Origin of the sequence: Sphingomonas sp. MS122, assembly GCF_049532975.1 — a bacterium.
In the GTDB taxonomy this organism is placed as follows: Bacteria; Pseudomonadota; Alphaproteobacteria; order Sphingomonadales; family Sphingomonadaceae; genus Sphingomonas.
Genome location: NZ_CP186695.1, coordinates 1,111,157 through 1,133,787, shown reverse-complemented (window position 1 = coordinate 1,133,787; position 22,631 = coordinate 1,111,157). Strand labels below are relative to the sequence as shown.

Genomic DNA, 22,631 nt, shown 5'->3' with positions numbered 1-22,631 from the left:
CCCCTATTTGGCTGGCCGTCCCGTCCGTCGGTCGAGGCTCTTCACGAGATCGTGAATGGGTTGATCCCCCGGATCAATCCAGCGACTTCACGATCTCCTCGACCATCTTCTTGGCATCGGCCAGCAGCATCATCGTGTTGTCCTGGTAGAAGACGTCGTTGTCCACCCCCGCATAGCCGACGCCGCCCATCGAGCGCTTGATGAACAGCACGGTCTTGGCCTTGTTCACGTCGAACACGGGCATGCCGTAGATCGGCGAGGACTTGTCGGTCTTGGCCGCCGGGTTCACCACGTCGTTGGCGCCTATGATGAAGGCGACGTCGGTCTGGCTGAACTCGGAGTTGATGTCCTCAAGCTCGAACACCTCGTCATAAGGCACATTGGCCTCGGCGAGCAGCACGTTCATGTGCCCGGGCATGCGGCCGGCGACCGGGTGGATCGCGTATTTGACGCGCACGCCATGCTCCTTGAGCTTGTCGGCCATCTCGCGCAGCACGTGCTGCGCCTGAGCGACCGCCATGCCGTAGCCGGGGACGATGATCACCTGCTCGGCCTGCTGCATGAGGAACGCCGCGTCCTCGGCCGAGCCGCGCTTCCACGGCCGGTCGATCGCCGCGGCCGCCGAGCCGCCGCCGCTGTCGCCGCCGAAGCCGCCCGCGATCACGCTGATGAAGCTGCGGTTCATCGCCCGGCACATGATGTAGGACAGGATCGCGCCCGAGCTGCCGACCAGCGCGCCGGTGATGATCATCGCGGTGTTGCCGAGCGTGAAGCCCATCGCCGCGGCCGCCCAGCCCGAATAGCTGTTGAGCATCGACACCACGACCGGCATGTCCGCCCCGCCGATCGGGATGATCAGCAGGAACCCGATCAGGAAGCTCAATGCGGTGACGGTCCAGAACACCCACGGGCTCTGGTCGGTCACGAAATAGCCGATCAGGCCGAGGATCGCGGCGAGCGTACCCAAGTTGATGACATGGCGCGCGGGCAGCAGGATCGGCTTGCCCGACATGTTGCCGTTGAGCTTGGCGAAGGCGATGACCGAGCCCGAGAAGGTGATCGCGCCGATCGCGATGCCGAGACCCATCTCGACCCGGCTGACCGCGAAGATCTCGCCCGCGGCATCGGCGATGTGGAATGCCTCCGGATTGAGGAACGCGGCCGCGGCCACGAGCACGGCGGCCAGGCCGACGAGGCTGTGGAACGCCGCGACGAGCTGCGGCATGTCGGTCATCGCGATTTTGCGCGCGATGACGAAGCCGACGATGCCGCCGACTGCGATCGCGGCGACGATCTCGGGCAGCGAGGCGATCTCATGAGTCACCAGCGTGGTGACGACGGCGATCAGCATGCCGGCCATGCCGAAGCGGTTGCCGCGGCGGCTGGTCGAGGGCGAGGACAGGCCGCGCAGCGCGATGATGAAGCACACGCCCGCGACGAGATAGGCGAGCGCGACCCATGGGTTCAGCGGAGCAAGCTCGTGCATCGGCTCAACCCTTCTTCTTGTACATGGCGAGCATGCGCTCGGTGACGGCGAACCCCCCGAAGATGTTCACGCTGGCAAGCGCGACCGCGATCAGCCCCAGCCATTTGGCGGTGTCGCTCCCTGCCGCGGCGGCGGCGATCAGCGCGCCGACGATGATCACCGAGGAGATCGCGTTGGTCACGGCCATCAGCGGCGTGTGCAGCGCCGGGGTGACCGACCACACGACATAATAGCCGACGAAGCACGCCAGCACGAAGATCGACAGGATCGAGATGAAGTCCATCAGTGCGCCCCTTGGCTTGTTCCGAATGCCCGCTCGGCAGCGGCGAGCTCGGCTTCATAGGTCTTGAAATTCGTTCTCACCCAGGCTGGGAGCGACGCATCGGGCCCGGCTTTCGCGCAGATCGTGATGACGGGGAACTCGGCCTCGAACGCAGATTTCTCGAGTCGTTGCTGAGCGGCGGCCTTCAGAGCCGCCACCCGCCGGCCGAAGCGTTCCCGGAACCGTCGTGTGATCCAGCGCTGCTGGTACCGATTGCAGATATAGCCGCCGTTCGCATGATATTCGGCATACCGATAGGATCGCCAAATCTCCGCGAGCCTTGCCGGCGACGCCTCCTGCGTGCCGCCGAGCGACAGCATGGAGGCGAGCGCTAGCGCAGCGCTCACCCGAGCAGCCTCTCGTTCACCACCTTGCCCTCGCGGGTCAGCCGGATCGCGTCGCCGATTTCTTCGTCCAGAACCGGTTTGCCCGCTTCCTTGTCCCAGAAGGCGGAGAGGAAGTTGTAGAGGTTGCGCGCGAACAGCGCCGAGGCGTCCGAGGCGAGGCGCGAGGGCACGTTCTTGTGCCCGACGATCCTGACCCCGTGCTTCTCGACCACCTCGCCCGCGACCGCGCCCTCGACATTGCCGCCAGCCTCGACCGCAAGGTCGACGATGACGCTGCCCGGCCGCATCGACGCGATCTGCGCGTCGCTGATCAGGCGCGGGGCGGGGCGCCCCGGGATCAGCGCGGTGGTGATGACGATGTCCTGCTTGGCGATGTGGCTGGAGACGAGCTCGGCCTGCGCCGCCTTGTACTCGTCGCTCATCTCGGTGGCGTAGCCGCCCGAGCCTTCGCCCTCGATCCCCGCGACGCTCTCGACGAAGATCGGCTTGGCGCCGAGCGAGAGGATCTGCTCCTTGGTCGCGGAGCGCACGTCGGTCGCAGAGACCTGCGCGCCGAGGCGCCGGGCGGTGGCGATCGCCTGGAGGCCGGCGACGCCGACGCCCATCACGAACACCTTGGCCGCCGAGACGGTGCCCGCCGCGGTCATCATCATCGGGAAGGCGCGGCCATATTCGCCCGCCGCGTCGAGCACCGCCTTGTAGCCGGCGAGGTTCGACTGCGAGGAAAGGATGTCCATCGACTGGGCGCGCGTGATGCGCGGCATGAACTCCATCGCCAGCGCCTCGATGTTCAGCGCGGCATAATGGTCCACGCGGGCGCGTTCGCCGAACGGGTTAAGGCCCGCCGCGAGCCACGCGCCCGGCTTGATGCCGCCGAGGCTCGCCGGATCGGGGCCCTGCACGCCGAGCACGATGTCGGCGTTCGCGAGTACTTCGGCACGCGAACCGACCGTCGCACCGACGGCGGAAAAGGCGTTGTCGTCGAGAGAAGCGGTGTCGCCCGCCCCGCTCTCGACCGCCACTTCGGCGCCGAGCGAGACGAATTTCTTGACCGTTTCCGGCGTCGCGGAAACGCGCCGCTCGCCGGCGGCGGTTTCCTTGAGAACCGCGATCTTCACCTCAGGAGGCGATCAGGAAAATCACGATCGCGGCGATGATGACGGTGACCAGCGTGCCGATCTTCATCATCCGCATGAAGCCGCCATAGGTGTTTTCATGTGCTTTCATGTCGCCGGACTGGGCCATGCGCAGCTTCCCCTCTAACGCGTTGTCGGCAGCCTCATTAGACGCGGCGTCTCTGCCCCTCAAGCCCCGCGGACTTTCGAACGCTTAAGCCGGTCTTTACCGACTGGGGTTATCCCAAGTGACCGATTTAGGGACACTGGGGACAAAAAGGATGACGCGCAACGGCCAGCGCCTCCTGATGCTGATCGACGACGAACCCGCGCAGCGGCGGCTGGTGGCGGCGATCGCCGCGCGCCGCGGCTGGCGGACGGTGTTCGCCGGCGACGGCGAGACCGCGCTGGCGACGCTCGGCACGCCCGACGGCATGGCGCTGGACGCGATCGTGCTCGATCACTGGGCGCCGGACTTCGATGCCGCGCGGCTGATCGCCGAGCTGCGCGCCAACCGCCCGATGCTGCCGATTCTGCTGCTCACCGCGAACGGCTCGGTCGCCGCCGCGGTCAGCGCGATGCGCGCCGGGGCGACCGATTTCCTGGTCAAGCCGCTCGCCGCCGAGCGCCTGCTCGCCGCGCTCGACACCGCGGTGGGCGCGAAGGTCGTGGGCGAGCTGCGCCCGCTGACCGAGAAAATGGGCGCACACCTCGCCTTCGACGAGATCGTCGGATCGGCGCCGCAGTTCCGCGCCGCACTCGCGATCGCAGCCAAGGCGGCGCGCGCGCGCGTGCCGGTGCTGATCGAGGGCGAGAGCGGGGTCGGCAAGGAAGTGGTGGCGGAGGCGATTCACGCCGCGAGCCCGCGCCACGCCAAGCCGGTGGTGCGGGTGAATTGCGGCGCGATTCCCGCCAACCTGGTCGAATCCGAGCTGTTCGGGCACGAGAAGGGCGCCTTCACCGGCGCGTTCGAGCGCAAGATCGGCCGCTTTCAGGAGGCCGATGGCGGCACCATCCTGCTCGACGAGATCGGCGAGATGCCGCTCGAGGCGCAGGTCAAATTGCTCCGCGTGCTGCAGTCGGGCGAAGTGCACCCGATCGGCGCGCGCCATGTCAGCGAGGTCGACGTCCGCGTGATCGCCGCGACCAACAAGACGCTGGCGACCGAGGTCGAGGAAGGGCGCTTCCGCGAGGACCTTTATTACCGCCTCAACGTCGTGCAGGTGACGATCCCGCCGCTGCGCGAGCGCGCCGGCGACATCGCCCCGCTCGCCCGCCACCTGCTCGCGCGGATCGCCGAGCAGCCGGGGCTGCGCCCGCTCGGCATCACCGACGACGCGATCGCGCTGCTCGCCAGCTATGACTGGCCGGGCAATGTCCGCCAGCTCCAGAACGCGCTGTTCCGCGCCGCGGTGCTGTGCGACGGCGACGCGCTGACCCGCGCCGACTTCCCGCAGATCGCGCAGCTTTCGGGCGGGCGTCCGGCGGGGGGCGCGGCGAATGGCGGGGCGGCGTCGGGCGCCGGGATCACGCTGTTCCGCGCCGATGGCAATCTGCGTGCGCTCGAGGAGATCGAGGCGGATGTGATCCGACTCGCCATCGGCCATTATCGCGGGCGGATGACCGAGGTCGCGCGGCGACTCGGCATCGGCCGCTCGACGCTCTACCGCAAGCTCGGCGAGCTCGGGATCGACCAGAACGCGGCTTAGGTTGTGGCGCGGCACCAGCCCGCTCCCCACCCGGCCATCCATCAAGGCCGGGTGGGGGAGCGGGCCGGCGCCGCCTCCTAGATCTCGTCGTCCATATGGCTCTGCCGCAGGCCCGGAAGCATGCGATGGAACACCACGTCTTCGTCGAAGAACTGGTGCTTGAGCGCCCCGCAGACATGCAGAACCACCAGCGCAACCGCGAGGATTGCGGCCGCCTCGTGCAGACCGCCGAGCTGGTCGCGCAGCTCGGGCGACTTGGCGACGGGCAGGTCGAACCACTGGATGAAGCCGTAGATCTCCCCCGTGCCACGGCCCGCTGACACCGTCGCCCAGCCGAGCAGCGGGATCGCCAGCAGCAGCACGTAGAAGGCGATATGTACGCTGCGCGAAAGAACGCGTTCCCAGCCCGGCATCCGCTCCGGGAAATGCGGCCAGGGATGGGTCAGCCGCCAGACGATACGCAGCAGCGTGAGCAGCAGCACGGTGATGCCGATCGACTTGTGCCACGGGAACAGCTCGCGATGGTCGCTCATCGCAAGGGCGATGAGGAGGTTCGCCACCACCAGCAACGCCACCGTCCAGTGGATCAGGATCGATACGTTCGAATAACGGTCATAGGCTTCGCGCATGGCTCCTCTCCCGACGACCTATGGTCGTCAAGCGCGCGAAACGGCCGATTGTTCCGGCGGCGGTACGCCTGATCTGGCGAAACCCGGGCGGCTTCCCATATACGCACGGCGATGCTTCGAATCCTGCTCGTGATCGCCGCGCTGGCGGCCCTGGCCTTCGTCGCCATCACGCTGTTCGCGGCCGGCGCGGCCGGGCTCGCGCTGTTCTTCGGCGCGCGCAAGCTGCGCCAGCGCATCGCCGGCGCCAGGCTCAAGCGGATGAGCCCCGCCGATCCGCTCGAGGGCGCCTGGGCCGCCGCCGCGGGCGAGGCCGACTGGGCGGTGAACCGGATCGCCGCGGCGCGCACCAGCTGCGCGCGGCTGATCGCGATCGCCGACGCCGAGCCGCTCGCCGCCGACGCGGTCGACTGGGCCAATGTCGTTCGCCGCCGCGTGCCCGACCTGGTCGCGGCATGCCTCGACGAATGCCGCGAGGCGACCGCGGCCGAGCGCCGCCGCAACCTCGAGGACCTGGTCGAGAGCCTCGAGAAGATCGGCGCCGAGGCCGAGCGCCGCCGCGACCGCTTCCGCGAGGCCCGGGTCAGCCCGTTCGCGGTGCAGCGCACCTATGTCGAGCAGCGCACCCGGCCCGATCCGCTGAGCTAGCGGCCGACCAGCGCCGCGTCGCGCAGGCCGCGCCACACTCTCAACGCCTGTACCGTTTCCGGCACGTCGTGGACGCGCAGCAGCTGCGCGCCGAGTTCGGCGCCCTTGAGCGCCAGCGCCAGCGAGCCGCCGAGCCGCTCGTCCGCCGGCGCCTCGTTCGACAGCGCGCCAACGATTCGCTTGCGGCTCGCGCCGAGGAGCAGCGGCACGCCGAGGCCGTGGAACAGCGCCAGGCCGTTGAGCAGCGCGAGGTTGTCGGCGAGCGACTTGCCGAAGCCGATGCCGGGATCGGCGAGGATGCGGCCGCGGTCGACGCCCGCCGCGACGACCGCCGCGATCCGCGCCTCCAGCCAGTCATAGACCTCGATCAGCGGGTCGGCATGGCCGCGCCCGCCGTCCGCGCCCTGCCTGGGATCGCCGGCATGCATCAGCACCACCGGGCACCCGGCGCGCACCACGACCTCGAGCGCGCGGTCGTCCCACAGCAGCGCCGAGACGTCGTTGACGATCTGCGCCCCCGCGGCGAGCGCCGCCTCCATCACCCCGGCCTTGCGCGTGTCGGCCGAGACCAGGGTGCCGCTGCGCGCCAGCCGCTCGATCACCGGCACGACGCGCCCGATCTCGTCGCCTTCCCACACTTCCTGCGCGCCCGGCCGGGTCGATTCGCCGCCGACATCGACCAGCGCGGCGCCCGCCGCGGCCATGCCCACCGCCGCGGCCGCCGCGGCCCCGACGTCGTCGAGATGCTTGCCGCCGTCGGAGAAGCTGTCGGGGGTCATGTTGAGGATGCCCATCACCTGCGGCTGGTCGAAGCGCAGCACGCGCCCGCCGAGCTGGAGCGCGGGGCGCGGGGCCGTGATCCGCGCCGCGATCGCCTGGAGCCGGTCGTCGGCGGGGAGATCGCCGACGGGGAGCGTGTACTGGAGCACGCGCTTGCCGTTCTCGACCGCGATCAGCTCATAGGCCGAGAACCAGGTCAGGCCGCCGGCCAGCCGCGCCACCTCGCCGCCGCGCTCGATCGGCGAATCGGCGAACTGGACCGGACGGAGATAGAGTCGGGCGTTGGTCGGGATCTGCACCGGATTTCTGGCCTTTCTGCGCCGCTTCCCGTCCCGTTTCCACCTTCGCGATCCGGCTACGCAAGCAGGAACAAGTTTAACCTAATTGGTTCGCTTAGGAAAGCGCTGCCGGTTTCCGGCGGATTTGCGCGCTTTTTGGGCAACGGCGGTGCGGGCCGGGGCTGTGCTCCGGCGCGGCGTGGCGGGGCAGATCGGGAAAGCGGTACGGAACATGTCGCGCACGATGTTGGCGATTGGCGGCGGGCGCGATTCCGTTCGGCCGAGGGGCGGCGGGGAGCATGTCCACGCCGCCGAGCGCGGTGTTGCCGCGCTACCCACCCTCAGCCCCTCCCTTTCAGGGAGGGGAGCCGCGGGCCCGACGGTCATAGGCTCAGGGCTGGGTCGCGAGGAGATAGGTCTGGCGCAGCGCGTCGATCGGCTTGAGCCCGTCCTCGGCCTCGTAATGCCAGAAGGTCCAGCCGTTGCACGAAGGCGCGCCCTGCAAGGTCGCGCCGACCTTGTGGATCGAGCCGGCGGTGCCGCAATCCGTAAGCAGCGAACCGTCGGCCTTCACCACCGCGCGCCAGCGGCGTTTGGTGTCGCTGAGCACCGCGCCGGCGGTGAGATAGCCGGTCTCGACCAGCGTGCCGAAGGCGACGCGCGGCGCCTGGCGCGGGGCCATCATCGTGGTGACCGCGCTCTCGTCGAGCGGCAGCGCCGCGGCGATGCGCTCCTGCGCCGCCTCGACATAGCCGCCCTCGCGCTCGATCCCGATCCAGTGGCGGCGCAGGCGCTTGGCCACCGCGCCGGTCGTGCCGGTGCCGAAGAAGGGGTCGAGGACGATGTCGCCCGGCTTGGTGCAGGCGAGCATCACGCGGTAGAGCAACGCCTCGGGCTTCTGGGTCGGGTGGACCTTGGTGCCGTTCTTCTTCAGGCGCTCCTGCCCGCCGCAGATCGGGAATTCCCAGTCCGAGCGCATCTGCAGCTCGTCGTTGAGCGTCTTCATGCTGCGGTAGTTGAAGGTGTATTTCGCCTTCTCGCCCATCGACGCCCAGATCAGCGTCTCGTGCGCGTTGGTGAAGCGCGTGCCCTTGAAATTGGGCATCGGGTTGGCCTTGCGCCAGATGATGTCGTTGAGGATCCAGAAGCCCAGGTCCTGGATCGCCGAGCCGACCTTGAAGATGTTGTGGTAGCTGCCGATCACCCAGATCGTGCCGTCGGGCTTCAAGATGCGGCGCGCCTCGGCCAGCCAGGCGCGGGTGAAGGCGTCATAGGCCGACAGCGAATCGAACTTGTCCCAGTCGTCGGTGACCGCATCGACGAAGCTGCCGTCGGGGCGGTTCAAGTCGCCGCCGAGCTGGAGATTGTACGGCGGGTCGGCGAAGATCATGTCGACCGAGGCCGCGGGCAGCGCGCGCATCGCCTCGATGCAGTCCTGCTGGATGATCGAATCGAGCGGGAGCACGTCGACCCAGCTGCGGGTCCGCACCTCCGCCCCCTCGCGCTGGCGCGCAATCTTCGGCGCGACCTTCTCGATGACCCCCATTAACTACTCCCGAACTCGTTGAGCGGGCGAAACGCCATGAAAGGACGGACTCCGTCAAGCGAACAATCGTTAACGGAAAGCCTTGGGATTCCGTTAACTTGGCGGAACATTTCGCGACCGGCCCAGATATTGAGTCCGCGACTTATCCACAGGCCCAAGGGGTGGGGTGTGGCGCGGCGGACTCATTTTGCAAGAATGAGGCGCGGGGATTTGTCATAAATTTACAGAGCTACAGCGGTGAGGCGTGGACGGCTGACGCATCAACCTCAGCGTTGCACGGATTTGCGGGCGGGGCGCATGTAAACATGAATAGATGCACCTCAACGAAGCGAGGTGACAATGACCTATCAAGACGAAATCGCCCGGGCGAATGCGCCCATCGCCGCGCAGAACAGCCGCTGGGACGGGATCGACGCCGAATCCGTGGCGCGGATGCGGCTGCAGAACCGCTTTCGCACCGGGCTCGACATCGCGCGCTATACGGCGGGCATCATGCGCCGCGACATGGCGGCGTACGATGCGGATCCCGCGGCCTACACCCAGTCGCTGGGCTGCTGGCACGGCTTTATCGGCCAGCAGAAGCTGATCGCGATCAAGAAGCATTTCGGCACGACCAAGGGCAAATATCTCTACCTCTCGGGCTGGATGATCGCGGCGCTGCGCTCCGACTTCGGGCCGCTGCCCGACCAGTCGATGCACGAGAAGACCAGCGTCCCGGCGCTGATCGAGGAGCTCTACACCTTCCTCAAGCAGGCCGATGCGCGCGAGCTCGGCATGATGTTCCGCGAGCTCGACGCGGCGCGCGACGCCGGCAACGAGGTCGAGGCGGCGCGCATCCAGAACGCGATCGACAATTACGAGACGCATGTCGTGCCGATCATCGCCGATATCGACGCGGGCTTCGGCAATGCCGAGGCGACCTACCTGCTGGCGAAGAAGATGATCGAGGCGGGCGCCTGCGCGCTGCAGATCGAGAACCAGGTCAGCGACGAGAAGCAGTGCGGGCACCAGGACGGCAAGGTCACGGTGCCGCACGAGGACTTCCTGGCGAAGGTGCGGGCGTGCCGCTACGCCTTTCTCGAGCTCGGGATCGACGACGGCGTCATCGTCACGCGCACCGATTCGCTCGGCGCGGGGCTGACCAAGCAGATCGCGTTCAGCAAGGAACCGGGCGACCTCGGCGACCAGTACAACGCGTTCCTCGACTGCGAGGAGGTGACCGATCCGTCGTCGCTGCGCGGCGACGTGGTGATCGAGCGCGACGGCAGGCTGATGCGGCCCAAGCGGCTGCCCTCCAACCTGTTCCAGTTCCGCGAGGGGACGGGAGCGGACCGCTGCGTGCTCGACTGCATCACCAGCCTGCAGCATGGCGCCGACCTGCTGTGGATCGAGACCGAGAAGCCGCATATCGAGCAGATCGCGGCGATGGTCGACCGCATCCGCGAGGTGATCCCGAACGCCAAGCTGGTCTACAACAACTCGCCGAGCTTCAACTGGACGCTCAACTTTCGCCAGCAGGTCTATGACCGGTGGAGCGAGGAAGGGCGCGACGTGTCGGGCTATGACCGCGCGAAGCTGATGAGCGTGGACTATGACGGCAGCGAGCTGGCGGCGGAGGCGGACGAGAAGATCCGCACCTTCCAGCGCGATGCGTCGGCGCGCGCCGGCATCTTCCACCACCTGATCACGCTGCCGACCTATCACACCGCGGCGCTGTCGACCGACAACCTCGCCCGCGAGTATTTCGGCGAGGCGGGGATGCTGGGTTACGTCAGGAACGTGCAGCGGCAGGAGATCCGGCAGGGCATTGCCTGCGTCAAGCACCAGAACATGTCGGGCAGCGACATCGGCGACGACCACAAGGAGTATTTCGCGGGCGAGGCCGCGCTCAAGGCGGGCGGGGTGCACAATACGATGAACCAGTTCGCGGCGTGATGCGCACGGCGGCGGCATAGCTGGCGCCGAGACGCAACACGCCCGGCCGGCGGCGCCGCAGGCGACCGACCCCCGGCCTTCGCCGGGGCAGGCTGCGGCTTTGCCGCGGCGCCCGGCCAAGACTTCCTGGGGAGGAAGGAAGGCCCGTCGTCACGCTCCGGCGTCGCGGCGGGCCTTTTTCCTTACGCCGTCGCCCCAGCTTTCGCCGGCGTGACGAATCAAGGTCCCTCGAACTCGATGCTGACCGAGGGGGCGCTACGCCTGGCCTCGCCGTGGAACACCGCCTCGACATTGTTGCCGGCGGGGTCGAGCAGGAAGGCGGCGTAATAGCCCGGGTGATAGGGGCGCTCGCCCGGCGCACCATTGTCGCGGCCGCCGGCGGCGAGGCCGGCCTGGTGGAAGGCATCGACCTGGGCGCGGTCGGCGGCCTGGAAGGCGAGGTGATGGCGGCCGGTGAGCTCGCCCAGCGCCGCCTCGCTGTCGGCGGTCGAGACGAACAGCTCGTCATACCAGAAGGCGCTGTCCATCTCGCCGCCGAGCGGGATGCCGAGCACGCCGAACACCGCGTCGTAGAAGCTGCGGCTGGCGTTGAGGTCGCGGACGACGAGCTGGATGTGGTCGATCAGGCGGCCGCGGTCGAGCTGCTGGGTTTCCATTGAGGCATCCTCCTATTCCGCAGCGGCAACCCCCGGGCCGAAATCGAGTTCCGCCTGCGCGACGCGCCAGAAGCTGCGGCGGTGGTGCGGCGTGGGGCCGTGGACGCGCAGCGCCTCCTGATGGACCTTCGCCGAATAGCCCTTGTTCGAGCGCCAGCCATATTCGGGATGAAGCGCGTCGAGCTCGTCCATCATGCAGTCGCGGCGGTGCTTGGCGACGATCGAGGCGGCGGCGATCGACAGGCACCGGGCGTCGCCGCCGACCACCGCCTGGCTCTGGTGATCCCAGTCGGGGCAGCGATTGCCGTCGACCAGCACGAAGGCGGGCGGAATGTCGAGCGCGGCGACCGCGCGGGTCATTGCCAGCATCGTCGCCCAGAAGATGTTGAGCGTGTCGATCTCCTCGACGCTCGCCACCCCGACGCCGACGCGCGCGCAGACGAGGATGCGGGCGCAGAGATCGGCGCGCCTGGCGGCGGTGAGCACCTTCGAATCGTCGATGCCGTCGGGGATGCACCTGGGATCGAGCACCACGGCGGCGGCGACCACCGGCCCGGCGAGCGGGCCCCGGCCCGCCTCGTCGACGCCCGCCACCGGCCCCTTGTGGAGGCGCTTGTAGCGGCGTTCATATTTGAGGTCGGGCACCCTACCCCTCCAGTTCGTCGAACGGCACGACGCCAAGCGCGTGGCCGATCGGGCCATGGCCTTGCCCGAGACCGGGGGCGCTGAGCAAGGCGATGCGGACGAAGCGGACCGCTTGCTCGAACGCTTCGGCGACGGACAGGCCCGCCCCGAGCCCGGCGGCGAGCGCGCTGGCGAAGGTGCAGCCGGTGCCGTGGGTGTCGTCGGTGTCGAAACGCTTGGCGATCAGCTGGGCGACGCGCTCGCCATTGGGGGCGAACAGCTGGTCGTGGATCTGCGGGCCCTCGGCGTGCCCGCCCTTCTCGGCGAGGTGGCAGCCATGCGCGAGCACCGCCTCGCGCCCGCCGAGCACCGCGAGCTCGTCGAGATTGGGGGTGACCACCGAGGCGAGGCCCATCAGCCGCTCGAACGCGGCGATCGTCGCGTCGTCGGCGAGCACCGAGCCGCTGGTCGCGACCATCACCGGATCGAACACGATCGGCACGTCGAGCGCCTCTAGCCGGCCGGCGACCGCCTGCGCGGTCTGCGCCGAGCCGATCATGCCGATCTTGACCGCATCGACCCCGATGTCGCTGACCACCGCGTCGATCTGCGCCAGCACCATCTCGACCGGGACCGGGTGGACCCCGGTCACGCCGAGCGTGTTCTGCGCGGTGATCGCGGTGATCGCGGTCATGGCGTGGCCGCCGAGCATGGTGACGGTCTTGATGTCCGCCTGGATGCCCGCGCCGCCGCCCGAGTCGGAGCCGGCGATGATCAGGATGCGGGGGATGCTCATCCCTTGAAGCGCCGCTCGATACCCGCGGGGTGGCGCTTCAGCGCTTCGCCCACGCGCGCGGGCCGGTCGAGCAGCTCGCCGCCGCAATTGGGGCAGACTTCGTCCATCGCGTCGGCGCAGTCGGCGCAGAAGGTGCATTCGAACGAGCAGATGAACGCGCCGCCCTGGTCGGCGGGGAGGTCGGTGCCGCAGCGCTCGCAGTCGGGGCGCATCTCGAGCATCAGGCCGCCGCCTTGCGCACGGCGTCGCAGATGCGGTCGACCACCGCCTCGATCTGGCCCATGTCCTCGCCCTCGGCCATCACGCGGATCACCGGCTCCGTGCCCGAGGCGCGGATGAGGACGCGGCCGGTGCCGTCGAGCTCGGTCTCGGCCGCCGCGATGACCGACTTGACCGCGTCGTTCTCGAGCGGCCTGCCGCCGGCGAAGCGGACATTCTTGAGAAGCTGGGGCAGCGGGTCGAAGCGGTGCAGCACCTCGCTCGCCGGGGCGCCCGATCGGACCAGCTCGGCGAGCACCTGGAGCGCGGCGACGAGGCCGTCGCCGGTGGTGGCATAATCCGAGAGGATGATGTGGCCCGACTGCTCGCCGCCGACATTATAGCCCGACGACCGCATCTTCTCGAGCACATAGCGGTCGCCGACCGCGGTGCGCACGAGCCCGAGGCCCTGGCTCGCGAGATGGCGCTCGAGGCCGAGGTTCGACATGACTGTGGCGACGAGCCCGCCGCCGCGCAGCCGGCCCTGACGCGCCCAGCCGCCCGCGATCGTCGCCATCAGCTGGTCGCCGTCGACGATCTCGCCATGCTCGTCGACCACGATCAGCCGGTCGGCGTCGCCGTCGAGCGCGATGCCGATATGCGCGCCCGCGGCGACCACGGTCTCGCACAAGGTGAGCGGGGCGGTCGAGCCGACCTGGTCGTTGATGTTCTTGCCATTAGGGGTGACGCCGATCGCGACGACCTCGGCGCCGAGCTCCCACAATGCCGAGGGCGCGACCTGGTAGGCGGCGCCGTTGGCGCAATCGACCACGACCTTGAGCCCGTCGAGCCGCAGATCCTCGGGAAAGGTCGACTTGGCGAAGTGGATGTAGCGGCCCTTGGCGTCGTCGATGCGCTTGGCGCGGCCGATATCGGCGGCGGGGGCGAGCGGGACCTCGCTGTCGATCAGCGCCTCGATCGCCAGCTCGTCGGCGTCGGACAGCTTGTAGCCGTCGGGGCCGAACAGCTTGATGCCGTTGTCGGCATAGGGATTGTGGCTGGCCGAGATCATCACGCCCATGTCGGCGCGCATCGAATGGGTGAGCATCGCGACCGCGGGCGTCGGCATCGGGCCGAACAGCACCACGTCCATGCCGACGCTGGTGAAGCCCGCGACCAGCGCATTCTCGATCATGTAGCCCGACAGGCGCGTGTCCTTGCCGATCACCACGCGGTGCTTGTGGTCGCCGCGGCGGAAGTGCGCGCCGGCCGCCATGCCGACCTGCATCGCCATCGCCGCGGTCATCGGCGCGATGTTGGTCTTGCCGCGAATTCCGTCGGTACCGAAATATTTTCTTGCCATATCCGTCCGCTTTGCGGCTTGTCGCTGAATCCTGCGGGGCGTGATAGCGCCGCTTTCGAACAAGGGCGAGTATGTCGCAACCCGCAACCAACATTCCGGCCAATCTGCCGCAACGCATCGCCGCACTCCTGCTCGGGCCGTCGAATCGCGCCCAGCCGGTGCGGATCCTCGTGGCGCTGATCGCCGCGCTGGTGATCGGGGTCGGCGCGGCGGCCTCGGCGCCCGAGCGCGCGCTCGCCGCGGCCGACTGGATCCAGCCGATCGGGACGATCTGGCTGCACGCGCTGCAGATGACGATCATCCCGCTGGTCGTCTCGCTGCTGATCACCGGCATCTCGGCGACGGCGGAGAAGGCCCGCGCGGGGCGGCTGGCGGGGCGGGCGTTCGTCACCTTCATCGTGCTGCTGTGGTTCTCCTCGGCAATCGGCGGGGCGCTGACGATCCTCTATCTCGACCTCTTCCCGCTCGCCTCGTCTTCCGCCCAGGCGCTGCAGGGCGCGCTGGCCGAGAAGACCCCCGAGATCGGCACGGTGCCGCCGTTCGTCGACTTCCTCGTCGCGATGGTGCCGTCGAACCCGGTGACCTCGGCCGCGAACGACGCGTTCCTGCCGCTGATCCTGTTCACCACGGTGTTCGCCTTCGCGCTCACCCGGCTGCCCGCCGAGCAGCGCGAGACGCTGACGCGCTTCTTCGAGGCGCTGGGCAACACCATGCTGGTGGTGATCAACTGGGTGCTGTGGCTGGGGCCGATCGGCGTCGCCGCGCTCGCCTATGTCGTGGGCGCGCGCGCCGGGACGGCGGCGTTCGGCGCGCTGCTCCACTATGTCGCGATCCTGTGCGGCGTGGGGCTGGTGATGTGGCTGCTCGCGGCGCCGTTCGCGGCGATCGCGGGACGGGTCTCGCCGATGCACTATATCCGCGCGGTGGCGCCGTCGCAGGCGGTCGCCTTCTCGACCCAGTCCTCGCTCGCCAGCCTGCCGGCGATGCTCAAGGCGACCGAGAAGCTCGGCGTGCCCGCGGCGCATTCGGGCGTGGCGCTGCCGATCGCGGTCGCGATCTTCCGCTGGACCGGGCCGGCGATGAACTTTGCCGTGGCGATCTATGTCGCGCATTTGCTCGGCATCGAGCTCGGGCCGAGCCAGCTCGCGGCGGGCTGGGTGGTGGCGGCGATCACGACGATGGGCGCGGTCGGGCTGCCGGGGACGATCAGCTTCGTGAGCTCGATCGCGCCGATCGCGACGGCGATGGGGGTGCCGATCCCGATGCTCGGGCTGCTGGTGGCGGTGGAGACGATCCCCGACATCTTCCGCACGCTCGGCAACGTCGCGATGGACGTCAGCGCGACGCGTGTGGTGAGCCTGCGCACCGGCGGCGAGGAGGGGCTGGACGACGAATCCGACCGGCTGCTGCGGGACGAGGGGTAGAAGAGAAGAAGGTCGTTTCACGCGGAGGCGCGGAGGCGCGAACGTGTTGCCCTGCCGCGTCAGCGGCATTCATTCTTCCGACTTCGCAACTTGCCGCGCCGTCGCGGAGATGCGGGCGCTTCGCGCCAAGCGTGACCTCTTCGCGCCTCCGCGCCTCCGCGTGAACCAATCCTTCCTATTTCATCAGCACCAGCTCTTCCGCCATCGACGGGTGCAGCGCGACCGTCTGGTCGAAATCGGCCTTGGTCAGCCCGGCCTTCACCGCGACCGCCGCCGCCTGGAGGATCTCCGGCGCGTCGGGGCCGATCATGTGCAGGCCGAGGACCTTCCCGGTGTCGGCGGTGCACACCATCTTGTAGAGCGCGCGCTCGTTGCGGTTCGCAAGCACGTTCTTCATCGCGCGGAAGTCCGAGGTGTAGACGCGCACCGAGCCGTATTTCTGCTTGGCCTGGCTCTCGGTGAGGCCGACCCCGGCCATCGGCGGGTGGCTGAACACGGCCGAGGGGATGCAGCCATAGTCGACAATGGTGGGCTTGCCGCCGAACACCGAGTCGGCGAACGCCTGTCCCTCGCGGATCGCGACCGGGGTGAGCTGGACGCGGTTGGTGACGTCGCCGACGGCATAGATCGATGCGACCGAGGACTGGTTGTCGGCGCCGACCACCACCGCGCCCTTGGCGTCGAGCTCGACTCCGGCCTCCTTGAGCCCGAGATTGTCGGTGTTGGGGATGCGACCGGTGGCGAACAACACGCAGTCGACTTCGAGATCCTCATGGTTGGTCATCGAGACGCGGAGGCTGCCGTCGGCCTGCTTCTCGATGCCGCGGAACTCGGCGTGGAAGCGGAAGTCGATCCCCTTGGTCATGCTGATCTGGAGGAGGCGGTCGCGGATCTGCTCGTCATAGCCGCGCAGGATCACGTCGGTGCGGTTGATCAGCGTGACCTTGGAGCCGAACTCGTTGAAGATGCCGGCGAACTCGTTGGCGATATAGCCGGCGCCGGCGATCAGCACGCGCCTGGGCAGCGCGTCGAGGTGGAACACCTCGTTCGAGGTGATGCCGTGCTCGTGCCCCGGGCAATGCGGGATCGCCGGGCGCGCGCCGGTTGCGATGAGGATCTTGCCGGCGCTGATCGTGCGGCCGCTCGCCAGCGTCACCTCGTTCGGGCCGGAGACGGTGGCGCGCTCGTGGATGATCTCGACGCCATGGCTGTCGAGCGTGCTGATATAGGCCTTGTTGAGCCGGTCGACCTCGGCGAGGACATTGTCGCGCAGCACGGTCCAGTCGAAGCCGCAATCGGGGACGTTCCAGCCGAAGCGGCGCGCGTCCTTGAGGTCCTCGGCGAAATGCGCGCCGTAGACGAGCAGCTTCTTGGGCACGCAGCCGCGAATCACGCAGGTGCCGCCGACGCGATATTCCTCGGCCACCGCCACCTTCGCGCCATGCGCCGCGGCGACTCGCGAGGCGCGCACGCCGCCCGAACCGGCGCCGATGACGAAGAGGTCGTAGTCATAATCGGCCATTCACTTGCTCCCGCTCATCGCGCCGGAGCCGCAGATAGGCGCGCGGCGTGAGGATGCCAACGGATCGGCAGCCGGGTTCAGAGGTTTAATCCATGTAAGGAGAGACCCGATGCACATCATCCTCGGGGGCACGGGCCATGTCGGCTCGGCGGTGGCGAGCGCGCTGCTCGCCGACGGCGAGCCGGTGACGATCGTCAGCCACGATCCGGGCAAGGCGGCGGCATGGGAGGCGAAGGGCGCGAAGGTGGCGATCGCCGACATCCTCGACGTGCCGGCGCTGACCGACCTGTTCTGCACCGGCACGCGCGCCTTCCTGCTCAACCCGCCCGCGGCGCCCAGCACCGACACCGACGCGCAGGAGCGGCGCACGGTGGAGGCGATCCTGACCGCGGCGGAGGGGTCGGGGCTGGAGAAGCTGGTGGCGGAGTCGACCTATGGCGCGCAGCCGGGCGACCGCTGCGGCGACCTCAACACGCTGTGGGAGCTGGAATGGGGGCTGGCCGAGCAGCCGATCCCCTATGCGGTCAACCGCGGGGCCTATTATTTCAGCAACTGGGCGGCGAACCTGGAGGAGGTGCGCGAGGAGGGCGTGCTGCGCACGATGTTCGATCCCGATTTCGAGCTGCCGATGGTCGCGCCGGCGGACCTGGGCAAGCATGCCGCGGCGCTGATGACCGACGATCGCACCGGCATCTTCTTCGTCGAGGGACCGCGGCGCTATACCCCGCAGGACGTCGCCAACGCCTTCGCCGCCGCGCTCGGCCGCAGCGTGCGGGTCGAGACCACGCCGCGCGAGCAATGGGTGCCCGCGTTCAAGGCGATCGGCTTCTCGAGCCCGGCGGCGGAGAGCTATGCGCGGATGACGCAGGCGACGGTGGACGGTCCGGAGTTCCCGGGTGACCCGGTGCGCGGGGTGGTGCGGCTGGAGGACTATATCTCCGCGCTGGTGATGCGCGAGGTGGAGGTGGCTTAGGGCGAGGTTCATCGAGAGCCGGACGAACCGCTAACGACGGGGTTGGAGGTGGATCCTTCACTCGACCGTCACCCTGAACTTGTTTCAGGGTCCATTTCTCCTGCCGCGACTCCGCTGCTCGTGGCGCGATGGATGCTGAAACAAGTTCAGCATGACGGGCTTTGGGGGATGGTGTTCCCCCGTCCAATGGCAGCCGTCCGAACCTGGCCGCCCCTCACCGCTTGCGCACGAACTCCGCGCGCAGCACCAAGCCCCTGATGCCGTCGTACTTGCAGTCGATCTCCTGCGGGTCGCCGGTGAGGCGGATCGACTTGATCAGGGTTCCGCGCTTGAGCGTCTGGCCCGCGCCCTTGACGGTCAGGTCCTTGATCAGCGTGACCTGATCGCCGTCGGCCAGAAGATTGCCGACCGAATCGCGAACCTCCACCACATCGTCAGATGGTGCCGCGGCCAGTTGCGAGGCGGGGACCCACTCCCCGCTCGCCTCGTCATAGACATAGTCGTCGCTGCTCATCAGGAATCCTTTGTTGGTGCAGCTGCGCTGAACGGGTTTCGGCACCAGCCCGCTCCCCCGCCCGGCCACCCACAGCGTATCCTGAAATGGGTGGCCGGGCGGGGGAGCGGGCTGGTGCCGCGCTTCGGCTATGCCGAAGCCACTAACCAAACGCCCGGCGGATGAGATCGGTGGTCGAGGGGTCGAAGTCCTGGCCGCCCTTGTCCGCCGCCTTGGCCATCTCCTTGCCCAGCTCGACGCCGAACTGGTCGAACGGGTTGATGCCGAGCAGCGCCGCGCTGACGAAGGTGCGCTGCTCGTAGAAGGCGATCAGCGCGCCGAGCGTGCGCGGGTCGAGCTCGTCGAGCAGGATCGTGGTCGAGGGGCGGTCGCCCGGATAGGCGCGCGCGGCGTCGTCATTGGCGCGCCCCGCCATCAGCGCGGCGCCCTGCGCGAAGGCATTGATGAGGAGCTGGCGGTGATGGTCCTCGGCCTGGCTGTCGCCGGGCTCGATCACCGCGACGAACTCGAGCGGGACCAGATGCGTGCCCTGGTGGAGCAGCTGGAACACCGCATGCTGCGCGTCGGTGCCGACCCCGCCCCAGGTGATCGGCGCGGTGGCGCGGCCGACGGGCTCGCCGGCGGCGGTGACGCCCTTGCCGTTCGATTCCATCTCGAGCTGCTGGAGATAGGAGGGGAGCAGGCGCAGCCGCTCGTCATAGGCGAACACACCGCGCGTCTCGCAGCCGCGGTTCTGGGTGTAATAGAGGTCGGCGAAGGCGGCGAGGACCGGAGCGTTGCTCCTGAGGTCGGTCAGGCGGAAATGGCGGTCCATCTCGGCCGCGCCGTCGAGCAGCGCCTCGAACGCGTCCCAGCCGAGTGCCAGTGCGGCGGGGAAGCCGATCGACGACCACAGCGAATAGCGCCCGCCGACGCTCTCGGCGAAGGGGAGGACTCGCGTCTCGTCGACGCCCCATTCGATCGCCTTGTCGGGCGCGGCGGTGAGCGCGATCACGCGGCCGTACGGGTCCTCGACGCCGTGCTCGCGCATCCAGTCGAGCGCGCTCTCGGCGTTGAGCAGGGTCTCGGTGGTGGTGAAGGTCTTGGACGCGACCGCGATCAGCGTCGCGTGCGGGTCGAAGCTCGCGATCGCCTCCTCGAGCGCGCTGCCGTCGACATTGGAGACGATCGCGACGTCGTAGCGCGCGCCGTCGCGGCCGAGCGCGTCGATCAGCAGCTCGGGGCCGAGCGCCGAGCCACCGATGCCGATGTGCAGGATGTGCGCGACGGGGCCCAGCGCCTCGGCCTCGATCGCGTCGATCAGGCCGCGCATGCGGGCGTGGAAGGCGGCGGCGCGCGCGACGCTGTCCTCGGCGCCCTCGCCGCGCTCGGCGGTATGTTCGGCGGCGCGGCCTTCGGTGACGTTGACCGTTTCGCCCGCGAACAGCGCGTCGCGCTTGGCGGCGAGGTCGGCGGACTTGGCCAGCGCGGCGAAGGCGTCGAGCGCGGCGGCGTCGAGATGGGTCTTGGAGAAGTCGAAATGGATGCCGGCGACGTCGGCGGTGAGCAGCGCCAGCCGTTCCGAGTCGGCGGCGAACAGCTGCTTGAGCGGGGTGCGGGGCAGGCTTTCGATCGCGGTCCAATCGGGGGTGGTCATCGCCTGTCTCCTGTGATCTGGGCGGCATGTAGCGTGCCGTTTCGGGCGCCGCCAGATGGGCTGGCGCCTTCCACCGCCTTGACGCTGCCACACAGCCCGCGCAGAGCAGGCGTCCATGGACGATACCGCCCCCGCCGATTCCGCTTCGGCCCCCGCCCAGACCCCCAAGCCGCGCTCGGAATGGCGCGATACGCTGAGCTTCCTGGTCAAGCTCGCGATCCTGGTGTTCGTGGTGCGCAGCTTCGTGTTCGCGCCGTTCAGCATCCCCTCCGGGTCGATGCTGCCGCGGCTGCTGGTCGGCGACTATCTGTTCATCACCAAGTGGAATTACGGCTATTCCAAGCACTCGCTGCCGTGGAGCCTGCCGCTGATCCCCGGCCGCATCTTCGCCGAGGATCCGACGCGCGGCGACGTGGTGGTGTTCAAGGCGCCGCCGAGCAACGACACCGACTGGATCAAGCGCGTGATCGGCCTGCCCGGCGATACGGTGCAGATGCGCGGCGGGCAGCTGATCCTCAACGGGCAGCCGATCCCCAAGCAGCGCATCGCCGACTTCGTGCTGCCGATCACGCCGAATTTCCCGGTCGAGGGGCTCGGCACCGGCGGCGGCTGCGACGCTGATTTCGTCGAGCAGGGGCCGAACGGCACGCAGGTCTGCCGCATCCCACGCTATCGCGAGACGCTGCCGGGCGGGAAGACCTATGAGGTGCTCGACGAGGGCACGACGATCGCCGACGACACCGACGTGTTCACCGTGCCCGCCGGCCATGTGTTCCTGATGGGCGACAACCGCGACGATTCGGCCGACAGCCGCTTCCCGCAGCCGCCCGAGGGCAACGGCATCCGCTTCGTGCCGATGGAGAATCTCCAGGGCAAGGCGGTGGTGAGCTTCTGGTCGACCGACGGCAGCGCGAGCTGGGTGCTGCCCTGGACCTGGTTCACCGCGGCGCGCTGGAACCGCATCGGGGAAGGTTTTTGAGCGAGGCGCTGGCCGACTGGCTGGCGCGGGTGCTGGGCGAGGCGCCGACGGCGCTGGCGGGTTACGAGCGCGCGCTGACGCATGGCAGCCAGGGCGCGGTCAATTACGAGCGGCTCGAGTTCCTGGGCGACCGGGTGCTGGGGCTGACCGTCGCCGAATGGCTGTACGAGCGCTTTCCCGACGAGCCCGAGGGCAAGCTGTCGCGCCGCTTCAATTCGCTGGTGACCGGGCCGGTGTGCGCGGAGGTGGCGCGCGAGATCGGCGTGGCGGCGCACCTCAAGCTCGGCAAGCAGGCGCGCGACGACGGCGCGGCGTCGAGCGACAATGTGCTGGGCGACGTGATGGAGGCGCTGATCGGCGCCTATTTCCTCGAGCGCGGGTTCGACTCGGCGAAGGCGCTGGTGCGGCGGCTGTGGGACAGCCGGATCGACGCGCAGGCCTCGGCGCCCAAGCATCCCAAGTCGGCGCTGCAGGAATGGGCCGCGGCGAACAACCGGCGCGCGCCCGAGTATGAGCTGCTCGACCGCTCGGGGCCGGGGCACGCGCCGCGCTTCAAGGTGCGGGCGGTGATCGGCAAGCTCGCCGAGGCCGAGGGCGAGGGCAGCTCGAAGCAGGAAGCCGAGACCGCGGCGGCGGCGGCGCTGCTGGCGAAGCTGGGCTAGGGGACGAGGCGGCGGCCGGGTTCCTCGCCGAACACCTGCTGCCAGCCGCTGCGCGTATCCATATATTCGCGAACCTGCGCGATGCGCCCGTCGGTGACCACGAACACGAAGCAATAGGGCAGGTCGTAGCCGCGGCCGTTGACCAGCGTCGCGCGCATCCGCTCCTCCACCACGACGAGATCGCCCGCCGCGGCCATGGTGCGGAAGTCGATTCCGACATCGGCGACGAACAGCCTGCCGAACTCGACCGCGATGAAGCGGGCGATCTCGTCCGCACCGCGCATGTGATGCGGAAAATCGAGCGCGATCGCGGTGGCGTTTCCCGGCGGGGCGATCCATTCGGCGTCCGGGGTGAAGCAGGCGGCGATCCGCGCCGCGTCGCGCGACGCGAACGCCGCCCATGCTGCCGTGACGACGGCGGTGTTGTCCATGCGCCTCTCCCTCGCTTCGGGGATCGGCTGGTAGCGGCTCCTCCCCCGCCGGGCGCTCCGG

The 22,631-nt window shown here is 68.9% G+C and carries 24 protein-coding genes; 7 read left to right on the top strand and 17 right to left on the bottom strand.

What is annotated here, in order from left to right; all coding sequences use genetic code 11:
* Window positions 1–73: 73 nt before the first annotated feature.
* From ACO227_RS05245 to ACO227_RS05225, 5 genes are read right to left on the bottom strand one after another with little or no spacing between them, the layout of a single operon-like run.
* Window positions 74–1,486 (bottom strand): NAD(P)(+) transhydrogenase (Re/Si-specific) subunit beta, encoded by a 1,413-nt coding sequence (locus tag ACO227_RS05245; RefSeq protein ID WP_423605868.1) that lies wholly within the window; start codon window positions 1,484–1,486, stop codon window positions 74–76.
* Between the two features lie 4 nt (window positions 1,487–1,490).
* Complete coding sequence (locus ACO227_RS05240; RefSeq protein WP_423605867.1) at window positions 1,491–1,769, bottom strand: NAD(P) transhydrogenase subunit alpha; 279 nt, start codon at window positions 1,767–1,769, stop codon at window positions 1,491–1,493.
* Window positions 1,769–2,128 (bottom strand): hypothetical protein, encoded by a 360-nt coding sequence (locus ACO227_RS05235; RefSeq protein ID WP_423605865.1) that lies wholly within the window; start codon window positions 2,126–2,128, stop codon window positions 1,769–1,771. Before ACO227_RS05235 ends, ACO227_RS05240 begins: the two co-directional genes overlap by 1 nt.
* A gap of 23 nt (window positions 2,129–2,151) precedes the next feature.
* Window positions 2,152–3,273, bottom strand: coding sequence for a Re/Si-specific NAD(P)(+) transhydrogenase subunit alpha (locus ACO227_RS05230; protein ID WP_423605863.1), 1,122 nt, complete (start codon window positions 3,271–3,273; stop codon window positions 2,152–2,154).
* A 1-nt stretch (window position 3,274) separates the two neighbouring features.
* Window positions 3,275–3,382 (bottom strand): aa3-type cytochrome c oxidase subunit IV, encoded by a 108-nt coding sequence (locus ACO227_RS05225; protein ID WP_423605861.1) that lies wholly within the window; start codon window positions 3,380–3,382, stop codon window positions 3,275–3,277.
* Window positions 3,383–3,551: 169 nt separating this feature from the next.
* Here ACO227_RS05225 and ACO227_RS05220 point away from each other — a divergent pair, with 169 nt between their 5' ends.
* Window positions 3,552–4,979 (top strand): sigma-54-dependent transcriptional regulator, encoded by a 1,428-nt coding sequence (locus tag ACO227_RS05220; RefSeq protein ID WP_423605860.1) that lies wholly within the window; start codon window positions 3,552–3,554, stop codon window positions 4,977–4,979.
* A 77-nt stretch (window positions 4,980–5,056) separates the two neighbouring features.
* Here ACO227_RS05220 and ACO227_RS05215 read toward each other — a convergent pair whose 3' ends face one another.
* Window positions 5,057–5,608: a cytochrome b gene (locus ACO227_RS05215; protein ID WP_423605858.1), complete on the bottom strand. Its 552-nt coding sequence runs from the start codon at window positions 5,606–5,608 to the stop codon at window positions 5,057–5,059.
* Between the two features lie 111 nt (window positions 5,609–5,719).
* Here ACO227_RS05215 and ACO227_RS05210 point away from each other — a divergent pair, with 111 nt between their 5' ends.
* Window positions 5,720–6,253 carry a hypothetical protein gene (locus tag ACO227_RS05210; protein ID WP_423605857.1) on the top strand — a complete coding sequence of 178 codons (534 nt, stop codon included), beginning with the start codon at window positions 5,720–5,722 and terminating at the stop codon, window positions 6,251–6,253.
* Here the strand turns inward: ACO227_RS05210 and folP are convergent.
* Together folP and ACO227_RS05200 are read right to left on the bottom strand one after the other, a co-directional pair.
* Window positions 6,250–7,332, bottom strand: coding sequence for a dihydropteroate synthase (gene folP, locus ACO227_RS05205; protein WP_423605855.1), 1,083 nt, complete (start codon window positions 7,330–7,332; stop codon window positions 6,250–6,252). The two genes, ACO227_RS05210 and folP, sit on opposite strands and share 4 nt — an antisense overlap.
* Before the next feature lie 370 nt (window positions 7,333–7,702).
* A complete protein-coding gene (locus ACO227_RS05200; protein ID WP_423605853.1) occupies window positions 7,703–8,857 on the bottom strand; it encodes a site-specific DNA-methyltransferase in 1,155 nt (384 codons plus the stop codon).
* A gap of 339 nt (window positions 8,858–9,196) precedes the next feature.
* Here ACO227_RS05200 and ACO227_RS05195 point away from each other — a divergent pair, with 339 nt between their 5' ends.
* Window positions 9,197–10,792, top strand: a complete 1,596-nt coding sequence (locus ACO227_RS05195) for an isocitrate lyase (RefSeq protein ID WP_423605851.1) — start codon at window positions 9,197–9,199, stop codon at window positions 10,790–10,792.
* A gap of 218 nt (window positions 10,793–11,010) precedes the next feature.
* On the opposite strand, the gene ACO227_RS05190 is transcribed toward ACO227_RS05195, so the two are convergent.
* Genes ACO227_RS05190 through glmM form a run of 5 tightly spaced genes read right to left on the bottom strand, consistent with a single transcriptional unit; the run spans window position 11,011 to window position 14,429 of the window.
* Window positions 11,011–11,448, bottom strand: coding sequence for a VOC family protein (locus tag ACO227_RS05190; RefSeq protein ID WP_423605850.1), 438 nt, complete (start codon window positions 11,446–11,448; stop codon window positions 11,011–11,013).
* 12 nt (window positions 11,449–11,460) lie between these two features.
* Window positions 11,461–12,093 carry a ribonuclease HII gene (locus ACO227_RS05185; protein ID WP_423605848.1) on the bottom strand — a complete coding sequence of 211 codons (633 nt, stop codon included), beginning with the start codon at window positions 12,091–12,093 and terminating at the stop codon, window positions 11,461–11,463.
* A 1-nt stretch (window position 12,094) separates the two neighbouring features.
* Complete coding sequence (gene thiD, locus ACO227_RS05180) at window positions 12,095–12,868, bottom strand: bifunctional hydroxymethylpyrimidine kinase/phosphomethylpyrimidine kinase (RefSeq protein ID WP_423605846.1); 774 nt, start codon at window positions 12,866–12,868, stop codon at window positions 12,095–12,097.
* A complete protein-coding gene (locus ACO227_RS05175) occupies window positions 12,865–13,089 on the bottom strand; it encodes a DUF1272 domain-containing protein (protein WP_423605844.1) in 225 nt (74 codons plus the stop codon). Before ACO227_RS05175 ends, thiD begins: the two co-directional genes overlap by 4 nt.
* Window positions 13,089–14,429, bottom strand: a complete 1,341-nt coding sequence (gene glmM / locus ACO227_RS05170; RefSeq protein WP_423605842.1) for a phosphoglucosamine mutase — start codon at window positions 14,427–14,429, stop codon at window positions 13,089–13,091. Before glmM ends, ACO227_RS05175 begins: the two co-directional genes overlap by 1 nt.
* Before the next feature lie 71 nt (window positions 14,430–14,500).
* Between glmM and ACO227_RS05165 the strand changes: the two genes are divergently transcribed.
* A complete protein-coding gene (locus tag ACO227_RS05165) occupies window positions 14,501–15,853 on the top strand; it encodes a dicarboxylate/amino acid:cation symporter (protein WP_423605840.1) in 1,353 nt (450 codons plus the stop codon).
* 175 nt (window positions 15,854–16,028) lie between these two features.
* Here the strand turns inward: ACO227_RS05165 and gorA are convergent, their stop codons facing one another.
* A complete protein-coding gene (gene gorA, locus ACO227_RS05160) occupies window positions 16,029–17,375 on the bottom strand; it encodes a glutathione-disulfide reductase (protein WP_423605839.1) in 1,347 nt (448 codons plus the stop codon).
* A gap of 109 nt (window positions 17,376–17,484) precedes the next feature.
* On the opposite strand from gorA, the gene ACO227_RS05155 reads away from it, so the two are divergent.
* The gene (locus ACO227_RS05155) at window positions 17,485–18,348 is read left to right on the top strand and encodes an NAD(P)H-binding protein (protein WP_423605837.1); all 864 of its coding nucleotides are present in this window, start codon (window positions 17,485–17,487) and stop codon (window positions 18,346–18,348) included.
* A gap of 214 nt (window positions 18,349–18,562) precedes the next feature.
* On the opposite strand, the gene ACO227_RS05150 is transcribed toward ACO227_RS05155, so the two are convergent.
* The gene (locus ACO227_RS05150; RefSeq protein WP_423605835.1) at window positions 18,563–18,862 is read right to left on the bottom strand and encodes an alkylphosphonate utilization protein; all 300 of its coding nucleotides are present in this window, start codon (window positions 18,860–18,862) and stop codon (window positions 18,563–18,565) included.
* A 142-nt stretch (window positions 18,863–19,004) separates the two neighbouring features.
* A complete protein-coding gene (gene pgi / locus ACO227_RS05145) occupies window positions 19,005–20,498 on the bottom strand; it encodes a glucose-6-phosphate isomerase (protein ID WP_423605834.1) in 1,494 nt (497 codons plus the stop codon).
* 115 nt (window positions 20,499–20,613) lie between these two features.
* Between pgi and lepB the strand changes: the two genes are divergently transcribed.
* Together lepB and rnc are read left to right on the top strand one after the other, a co-directional pair.
* Window positions 20,614–21,477: a signal peptidase I gene (gene lepB, locus ACO227_RS05140; RefSeq protein WP_423605832.1), complete on the top strand. Its 864-nt coding sequence runs from the start codon at window positions 20,614–20,616 to the stop codon at window positions 21,475–21,477.
* Window positions 21,474–22,139, top strand: a complete 666-nt coding sequence (gene rnc, locus ACO227_RS05135; protein WP_423605830.1) for a ribonuclease III — start codon at window positions 21,474–21,476, stop codon at window positions 22,137–22,139. Before lepB ends, rnc begins: the two co-directional genes overlap by 4 nt.
* Here the strand turns inward: rnc and ACO227_RS05130 are convergent.
* Window positions 22,136–22,570, bottom strand: coding sequence for a nuclear transport factor 2 family protein (locus ACO227_RS05130; RefSeq protein WP_423605829.1), 435 nt, complete (start codon window positions 22,568–22,570; stop codon window positions 22,136–22,138). The two genes, rnc and ACO227_RS05130, sit on opposite strands and share 4 nt — an antisense overlap.
* Between the last annotated feature and the right edge of the window lie 61 nt (window positions 22,571–22,631).

What these genes read in the sequence shown, in the direction of transcription:
- ACO227_RS05150 (WP_423605835.1), bottom strand. Translation starts at nt 18,862, where the DNA reads ATGAGCAGCGACGACTATGTCTATGACGAGGCGAGCGGGGAGTGGGTC.
- ACO227_RS05200 (WP_423605853.1), bottom strand. Translation starts at nt 8,857, where the DNA reads ATGGGGGTCATCGAGAAGGTCGCGCCGAAGATTGCGCGCCAGCGCGAG.
- glmM (WP_423605842.1), bottom strand. Translation starts at nt 14,429, where the DNA reads ATGGCAAGAAAATATTTCGGTACCGACGGAATTCGCGGCAAGACCAAC.
- ACO227_RS05220 (WP_423605860.1), top strand. Translation starts at nt 3,552, where the DNA reads ATGACGCGCAACGGCCAGCGCCTCCTGATGCTGATCGACGACGAACCC.
- ACO227_RS05240 (WP_423605867.1), bottom strand. Translation starts at nt 1,769, where the DNA reads ATGGACTTCATCTCGATCCTGTCGATCTTCGTGCTGGCGTGCTTCGTC.
- ACO227_RS05245 (WP_423605868.1), bottom strand. Translation starts at nt 1,486, where the DNA reads ATGCACGAGCTTGCTCCGCTGAACCCATGGGTCGCGCTCGCCTATCTC.
- ACO227_RS05190 (WP_423605850.1), bottom strand. Translation starts at nt 11,448, where the DNA reads ATGGAAACCCAGCAGCTCGACCGCGGCCGCCTGATCGACCACATCCAG.
- pgi (WP_423605834.1), bottom strand. Translation starts at nt 20,498, where the DNA reads ATGACCACCCCCGATTGGACCGCGATCGAAAGCCTGCCCCGCACCCCG.
- ACO227_RS05165 (WP_423605840.1), top strand. Translation starts at nt 14,501, where the DNA reads ATGTCGCAACCCGCAACCAACATTCCGGCCAATCTGCCGCAACGCATC.
- ACO227_RS05130 (WP_423605829.1), bottom strand. Translation starts at nt 22,570, where the DNA reads ATGGACAACACCGCCGTCGTCACGGCAGCATGGGCGGCGTTCGCGTCG.
- gorA (WP_423605839.1), bottom strand. Translation starts at nt 17,375, where the DNA reads ATGGCCGATTATGACTACGACCTCTTCGTCATCGGCGCCGGTTCGGGC.
- thiD (WP_423605846.1), bottom strand. Translation starts at nt 12,868, where the DNA reads ATGAGCATCCCCCGCATCCTGATCATCGCCGGCTCCGACTCGGGCGGC.
- lepB (WP_423605832.1), top strand. Translation starts at nt 20,614, where the DNA reads ATGGACGATACCGCCCCCGCCGATTCCGCTTCGGCCCCCGCCCAGACC.
- ACO227_RS05195 (WP_423605851.1), top strand. Translation starts at nt 9,197, where the DNA reads ATGACCTATCAAGACGAAATCGCCCGGGCGAATGCGCCCATCGCCGCG.
- ACO227_RS05155 (WP_423605837.1), top strand. Translation starts at nt 17,485, where the DNA reads ATGCACATCATCCTCGGGGGCACGGGCCATGTCGGCTCGGCGGTGGCG.
- ACO227_RS05210 (WP_423605857.1), top strand. Translation starts at nt 5,720, where the DNA reads ATGCTTCGAATCCTGCTCGTGATCGCCGCGCTGGCGGCCCTGGCCTTC.
- ACO227_RS05235 (WP_423605865.1), bottom strand. Translation starts at nt 2,128, where the DNA reads ATGCTGTCGCTCGGCGGCACGCAGGAGGCGTCGCCGGCAAGGCTCGCG.
- ACO227_RS05225 (WP_423605861.1), bottom strand. Translation starts at nt 3,382, where the DNA reads ATGAAAGCACATGAAAACACCTATGGCGGCTTCATGCGGATGATGAAG.
- ACO227_RS05175 (WP_423605844.1), bottom strand. Translation starts at nt 13,089, where the DNA reads ATGCTCGAGATGCGCCCCGACTGCGAGCGCTGCGGCACCGACCTCCCC.
- ACO227_RS05215 (WP_423605858.1), bottom strand. Translation starts at nt 5,608, where the DNA reads ATGCGCGAAGCCTATGACCGTTATTCGAACGTATCGATCCTGATCCAC.